Genomic DNA, 7,216 nt, shown 5'->3' on the forward strand with positions numbered 1-7,216 from the left:
TTGGTAAACTGCCGCCAGTTTAGGAAAACTCAGTTCAGGACAACAGAGAAACAATATGGCTCAGTTTGTATACAGCATGCTGAGGGTCGGTAAAATAGTGCCGCCCAAAAAGCAGATCCTCAAAGATATTTCATTGAGTTTCTTCCCCGGCGCCAAAATTGGTGTCCTGGGTCTCAACGGCTCGGGTAAATCCACCCTGTTGAAAATCATGGCAGGTCTGGACACAGAAATTGAAGGTGAAGCCCGTCCCATGCCGGGACTCAAGATAGGTTACCTACCCCAGGAGCCCCAGCTTGATCCCAACAAGACAGTACGGGAAACCATAGAAGAAGCCGTCAGCGAAGCCAAAAACGCCCTCAAGCGTCTGGATGAAGTCTATGCGGCCTATGCTGAGCCGGATGCCGACTTCGACGCCCTGGCCAAGGAGCAAGGCGAGCTGGAAGCCATCATTCAGGCCCAGGATGCCCACAATCTGGACAACATTCTCGAGCGCGCCGCCAACGCCCTGCGTCTGCCGGAATGGGACGCCAAGGTGGAGGTGCTCTCCGGGGGTGAACGTCGCCGGGTGGCCATCTGTCGTCTGCTGCTGGAAAAGCCGGAGATGCTGCTGCTGGACGAACCGACCAACCACCTGGATGCCGAATCCGTTGCTTGGCTGGAGCACTTCCTGCAGGAATACTCAGGCACTGTGGTCGCCATTACCCACGACCGTTACTTCCTCGACAATGCCGCCGGCTGGATCCTGGAACTGGACCGGGGTGAAGGTATCCCATGGCAGGGCAACTACTCCTCCTGGCTGGAGCAGAAAGATGCCCGTCTGAAGCAGGAAGCCGCCAGCGAAAGCGCCCGCCAGAAGACGATTGCCAAGGAATTGGAGTGGGTGCGTCAGGGTGCCAAGGGACGTCAGTCCAAGGGCAAAGCCCGTATGGCCCGCTTCGAAGAGCTGAACAGCTCAGATTATCAGCGCCGCAACGAGACCAATGAGCTGTTTATTCCGCCCGGTCCTCGCCTGGGTGACAAGGTGATTGAGGTGCGCAATCTCACCAAGAGCTATGGTGACCGCATTCTGATAGACAACTTAAGCTTCAGCGTTCCCAAGGGCGCCATAGTCGGTATTATCGGTGCCAACGGTGCCGGTAAGTCGACCCTGTTCAGAATGCTCAGCGGCGCCGAGCAGCCGGACAGCGGTGAAATCGAGATAGGTGATACAGTCCAAATCGCCTCTGTGGAACAGTTCCGTGACTCGATGAACGACAAGAACACGGTTTGGGAAGAGATTTCCGGCGGTCAGGACATAATGCGGATCAACAATCTGGAGATCCCGAGCCGCGCCTATGTCGGTCGCTTCAACTTCCGTGGTGGCGATCAGCAGAAGATCATCGGCTCACTTTCCGGCGGTGAACGTAACCGGGTGCATCTGGCCAAGCTGCTGCAAGCCGGCGGCAACGTGTTGCTGCTCGACGAACCGACCAACGATCTGGACGTGGAAACTCTGCGGGCACTGGAAGAAGCGCTGTTGGAATTCCCCGGCTGCGCCATGGTGATCTCGCACGACCGTTGGTTCCTCGACCGTATCTGTACTCACATCCTCGACTACCGTGACGAGGGGCAGGTTAACTTCTACGAAGGTAACTACACAGAATACTCGGCCTGGCTGAAAAACCAATTCGGTGCCGATGTGATTGAGCCACACAGACTCAAGTACAAGCGGATGACCAAGTAATAGAAAAACCGTACAAAAAACGGAGGCAAACGCCTCCGTTTTTTATTTCCTTTAACCCAGGCCCGCTTCAGAATCGTCCAACTGCCTGCCACTGTCCGAGCGAAACGCCTGCTCTCTGGGCACACACTCAAACACTTCACGCACATAATGGCGTTTGCCGCGGTTACCTATCCGCTCCAGCTTCATTCCCGGCATCTGCCGCTGGTAGAGCTCGGCCTTGGCCGGATCCCAGGAGACCCGAATAATCTCCTGCGCCGCTCTTGTTGTTTCCACCAGGCACTTATAGTCCTGACGTTGCCCCTTGGGCTGTGCGGCAGCCAGGGGCAGACTCAAGAGTATGGCCAAAGACAACATCAGCTTGTTCATCATCCGCTCCTCAGTTGGCCTGATAGTAATAAATCTTGTTGGTAGACGGGCCGCCGCCGACACACTTGTGATCGCCAGCTGGGCAGCCTGGATCCGGCTTCACCTTCTCCATATCTTCGCCGGCATTGCCAATGCCTATCAAATACATATAGCTATCGGCCACAGTGCCATCACTCCTGATATTGGGCGGCACAACCAACTGCGGTGTATCCGGGACACTCTCTCCCATCTCCAGATAGGTTTTTGTGTAACTGCGGGTGCCCTTGTGCAGATCAAAGCCATAGAGGTAGCCCTGCCCGGCAACCAAACACTGGTTGGTGGAGGTCTGCGAGCCGGGCACATAGGAGGTAAAGAAAACCCGCCCTTTGATGATACTGGCATCGGAAAGGCTTTTTTCACCATTGCGGGTAAAGTCGTAATACCAACCGCGCTTGCGGCCAAAAGCAATATGTTCTTTCTCTGAAGTCGGCGCCTTGGCAGTCACATCGTAAAGATCCGCCAACGTCAGTGCCTGAGGCACTGCCTTGCCCTTGAAACTCTGACTGAGGGTATTTCTGTCCTGCAGAACAAAGAACATGTCCGAGCGACTGGTGTTCGATGGAGATGGCCTGAGTCCGGAGCCGACCACCACGGCATCGTAAGGGATCTGCTGCGCCGAAATCACCGTCTTTGACTGGCCGTTGACCGTGACACGGTTCTCGCTCAGATTGCCAAACATGGTTTGCGCCACCACAGGGGCGGCAAAGAAGCGCCTGTCGGTATTCTCTGTGCTGCCACCAAGAGAAGCAAACTTGAAGGCACTCCATTGTTTGGTGTCGGCACCAGCCATATCCAGCCGCCAAACATTGGCCCCGGTATCTGTGGCATAGATACGGTCAGTAACGCCATCACCATTGCTGTCAAGAATCGCGACCGAATTGGGAATGCTGTCCCTCAGCCCCGGCATTGGAGTATCACCGCCGGGGCCAAATCTGTGCAGTAACTTGCCGGTTTCGGCATCCAGAATGAACACCCCTCGGCCCTGGCTATCGGCGCCACCGACCTCCAGAGTATCCTTGGCCGGAGAGTACCCTGCCCCAAAGATGAGCACCGGCTTATCACCCTGACCTGGAATGGTGGTCACCACAGGCTTGGCCCAGCTTTGCCCCAACTCACTCATGCCGGCCGAGTCTGCGCTGATATGCCACATCAGGCTAGGCTTATCCGGATTGGTCACATTCATGGCGTAGTAACCACGGCCACCACGCCGCAGCCCCATAAATACCCAAGCCTTCTCCATCTTGTTGCCGCTGCGCTTGATATAAGCCACGGGTGAGCCATCAAAACCATAAACCGAATGCACGCCGGAAGGTACGTTGGCTCTGAGCGTTGCCAGATTGGGCAAAAATTCCCAAGGCATAAAGGCCCAGCTCTCATTGACCGAGTCCCCTTTGTCCTGAAACATATGCAGCATGCCGTGGTTACTGCCCACCAGAATACGGATATCCGGGTTCTTTGCGGACGAACCGAAATCTATGGCCAAAGGTTTGGAATGCAAGGGGTCGCCCAGAAGGTCATGGCGCTTATCGCTGCGGCTGTTGTTTTGGTTGTCATCGTCAATATCCTTGCCGATAACCCAGTCGAACAGATCCTGCAGTTGGCTTTTGTCTACTCCCATATGCTGCGCCAGCTTGGCCTCGCCACCGGCGTAACTGCTGGCCGCGGCCTTGGTCAGGGGCGACAAACCGCCTTTGGAAGCAAAATTGCCGTAGAAAGTGCGCTGCTTTTGGTTATAGAGGGCCTCGGCCACCCCACCTTTGGTGACATCGTCGCCATCACCACCGGCGTTGCAAGCCGCCTGAGAGCTCCAGAAGGAGCAGGCCGAGGTATTGATATTGCCATTGTCGGCAATGGCCGGATTGCCGTTTTTGTCTACCACATCCCCTGTGCCTGTCACCCTGAATTTCTTGATATTGCCACGCCAACGGGGGCCCTTGTTGGGCAGGAACATGGAATAGTACACAGAGTCAAAGGTCTGCACCTTGTTAAAGTTGTTGCTGGCCACTGAGGGCGAGGTGAAACTGGCATTCTTCTCCAGAATTTGATTGACCACCAACTGGATTGCCGACTGCAGCTTGCTGGCATTTTGGGCATCAAAGTAACGGCCGCCGCCTTTTTCAGCAGTCTTTCTCAGCAAGGCTTCCGCCCTGGCCGCCCCCTCACTGAAACCTATGGTAAAAGTATTGACCGTCTGTTTGCCGGCCATATTGGGGTTGACATCATTGCTGGCCATCCAGCTGCTCAGGGCACTGAGATAACTGTTGCCATTACGGCTCACATAGGCATCCTTGCCCCCGGTCATCCCCTGCACCAAGCCGTCAGCGGCGCTATCCAGCGTCGGCTCACCGTCTGTGATATAGATTACATAGGCTTGGTTCTGACATTTTTTAAACGGTGAATCATAGATGCCATTCTTGATAATGCTCGGATCCGCTTGCGGCGTATTTTCCGTAAGGTAGGTGCGGGTGACTATGGGGCGGCCCCAACGATCAGTGACAACCCGCCCCCAATAGTCCCTCTTGTAGAAAGTGTAATCGCTGTCATCGTCTCCAAAATACACCCCTTGACCACTAAAGTAACGATAGGCCTCGTAGAGGGTTTCACACAAGGGTGTATTCTGGGCGTAAGCGATTTCCTTGACACTCTCGATAAGTGCTATCTTACTGGCAGCACTCTGCTGTTTTATCCCGGAGATGATCCGCCCGCCGTCACGCACTCCTTCCCTGTCATGGTTGAGGTTGAATATGGCCAGTCCCAAATCCACCCCGGGAGTCGTCACAATCACGTTCTGAATCGCTTCCTGGGCGAGTTGCAGGCGAGTCTTGGTGACCTTTTTCTTGTCGCTGTGGTACCAGCGTAGATAATCTTCTGTGTAGAGGGTCACCACACGACCTGTGCCAAAACCTGTGCGCTCGGCCGCGTCCTTAGCCGCCTTCTTCTGCGCCTCGGTCGAGCCATTGCTGACCTGGGTGTAGCTGATCACTTGATTGCGGTTACCGGCACTATCCAGCGGCAAACCATCGGGTATCCCTTCGGCATTGCCATAACGCTCATCCTGAATATCCTCGAAACAATCTACCAGGGTAACATTGGCACCATTGTTTTCGGGCAACTCTTTCCAGGTGCCATTTTGTCCGGAGAAACTGTATTCACGGACAAAACCGGTATAAATCCCATACTTGTTCAGATATTCCCAGGACGTTTGGCAGCCGTTATTGCTGCGCAAAAAACGCCAGGTCTTATCCTGCTTGCCCGGAACCGGCATATTGTCTGAATCAGGAGCACCTTTGGTGAAGTAAATAAATTCTTTCTTGGGCTCAAGAGCGCCACCACCTGCGCCGGGAGAATAACTCTCATCCACATCGTATACATAATTACCCATACTGGCTGAGTTATCGAAAATGATCAGCATTTGCGGCCGGGCACCGCTGCGCGATGAGGACTCATAAACATAGAGTTCAGTGTCATCGGCCAATAATGGGCTGGCCAATATAAAACTGCCAATACAGGAGAGCAACAAGGCCAGGAATCGCCTGCTGATTTGCCGCCAACAAGGGCCGATACATCCGTGATTTGTCATGGTAGTTACGTCGTGTTTTACCGGTGTTTATTCCACTGTTCTGATAGAGATAAACAAAACACCGGACTGTAAAATAAGGCTTTTATCTCTTCGAGCCTCTATTTACCACGACAGGAACACCCAAACAACAAATTAATCAAATTATTTACATTAATATCAAAATGTGTCGATTTGGCCTCAGGTTAATCAAACAGATTTGACCTTAGCCAAATATCTGACTCGACTTCAACATTTAACCGAACACCCGCACAATATCAGCCAGTTCATTTTAGAAGATCCGGTATTCACTACTATTATGGTGTTTTTAAAATGACCTTTATTCAAAACAGGAGTGGCACACCTCTTGGCTGCGCCGAATCAAATGTAAAATATATGTACCAAAACCTCAATTATAATTAACATGGCATTTGCTGATATCCTAAAAACTCGGAATAAGGCACCGAAGAAGAAAGTTATCAATAGGAGAGACTTGGCCACGAAAGAAACCTCTTGTTCGGGCATTTACCTATTTGATGCAAACAGAGCGATGAAGCCAACCCTGGGTTTCTCAGTCCAGATTTTTGCCGGCCTGGTCGATTTTTCTTCCTGTGGCAGAGTAAAATTCCTCATTCCTTGATACGCACTCAAACACTTCGCGTATGTAATGGCGCTGCCCACGATTGCCAATCCGCTCCAGCACCATTCCCGGCATCTGTCGCTGATAGAGTTCCGCCTTGGACGGATCCCAGGAGACCCGGATGATCTCCTGCGACGTTCTTGTTGTTTCCACCAGGCACTTATAATCCTGTCGCGTTTGACCCTCGCTCGCCATCAGGGGGAAACATACGCTCAAAGACAAGCTAAGAATCACCTTGTTCACTGTACACCTCTGCGCTTCAATCGGCCTGGAAGTAATAGAGTTTGTGAGTCGCCGGGCCTTCACCGACACACTGTTCGTCCCCAGCAGGGCAGCCCTTGTCATCAACCAGCTTGTCCATGAGTGCTGCGGCATTCCCAATACCAATCAGATAGAGATAGCTGTCCCCGGCGGTTCCGTCGGCATTGGTGCCTGGCTGCACCACCAACTGCGGGGTGTCGGGGAGACTTTCCCCCGTCTCCAGATACGTCTGGGTATAGCTGCGCGCCCCCTTATGCAGATCAAAGCCGTAGAGATACCCCTTGCCCGAGACCAGACATTGCTCCGCCGAGGCTTTACTGCCCGGGACATAGGAAGTGAAAAACACCCGCCCTTTGATAATACTGGCATCGGACAGACTCTTTTCACCACTGCGGGTAAAGTCATAATACCAGCCGAGTTTGCGGCCAAAATCGATATGTTCCTGGGCGGAATTCGGCGCCTTGGCCGTCACATCGTAGAGTTCGGCCAGGGTCAGTGGTTGTGGGGGATCTATTTCATTGAAATTTTGGCTGGCAGTGTTTCTGTCCTGCAACACAAAGAACATGTCCGAACGACTGGTATCCGAAGGCGATGGCCTGAGTCCAGAGCCAACCACTACGGCATCATAGGG

Annotated in this window: 4 protein-coding genes and 1 pseudogene; 1 reads left to right on the forward strand and 4 read right to left on the reverse strand. The window is 53.2% G+C overall.

Going from position 1 to position 7,216, the window contains the following annotated elements:
• Nucleotides 1-55: 55 nt before the first annotated feature.
• Complete coding sequence (gene ettA, locus ACF8D4_RS19625; RefSeq protein ID WP_025887609.1) at nucleotides 56-1,723, forward strand: energy-dependent translational throttle protein EttA; 1,668 nt, start codon at nucleotides 56-58, stop codon at nucleotides 1,721-1,723.
• A 51-nt stretch (nucleotides 1,724-1,774) separates the two neighbouring features.
• Here the strand turns inward: ettA and ACF8D4_RS19630 are convergent, their stop codons facing one another.
• The 4 genes and pseudogenes from ACF8D4_RS19630 to ACF8D4_RS19645 all read right to left on the reverse strand — a co-directional run.
• On the reverse strand, nucleotides 1,775-2,092 hold the full coding sequence (locus ACF8D4_RS19630) for a TapY2 family type IVa secretion system protein (RefSeq protein WP_144159086.1): 318 nt from the start codon (nucleotides 2,090-2,092) through the stop codon (nucleotides 1,775-1,777).
• Nucleotides 2,093-2,099: 7 nt separating this feature from the next.
• Nucleotides 2,100-5,618, reverse strand: coding sequence for a pilus assembly protein (locus ACF8D4_RS19635; protein WP_392466449.1), 3,519 nt, complete (start codon nucleotides 5,616-5,618; stop codon nucleotides 2,100-2,102).
• 637 nt (nucleotides 5,619-6,255) lie between these two features.
• On the reverse strand, nucleotides 6,256-6,699 hold the full coding sequence (locus ACF8D4_RS19640) for a TapY2 family type IVa secretion system protein (RefSeq protein WP_308810758.1): 444 nt from the start codon (nucleotides 6,697-6,699) through the stop codon (nucleotides 6,256-6,258).
• Nucleotides 6,584-7,216, reverse strand: a pseudogene (locus ACF8D4_RS19645) (rRNA (guanine-N1)-methyltransferase); the annotation flags it as partial. The gene ACF8D4_RS19640 and the pseudogene ACF8D4_RS19645, both read right to left, overlap by 116 nt.

The organism is Shewanella sp. YQ_9, assembly GCF_043103185.1.
Taxonomy (GTDB): domain Bacteria; phylum Pseudomonadota; class Gammaproteobacteria; order Enterobacterales; family Shewanellaceae; genus Shewanella; species Shewanella algae.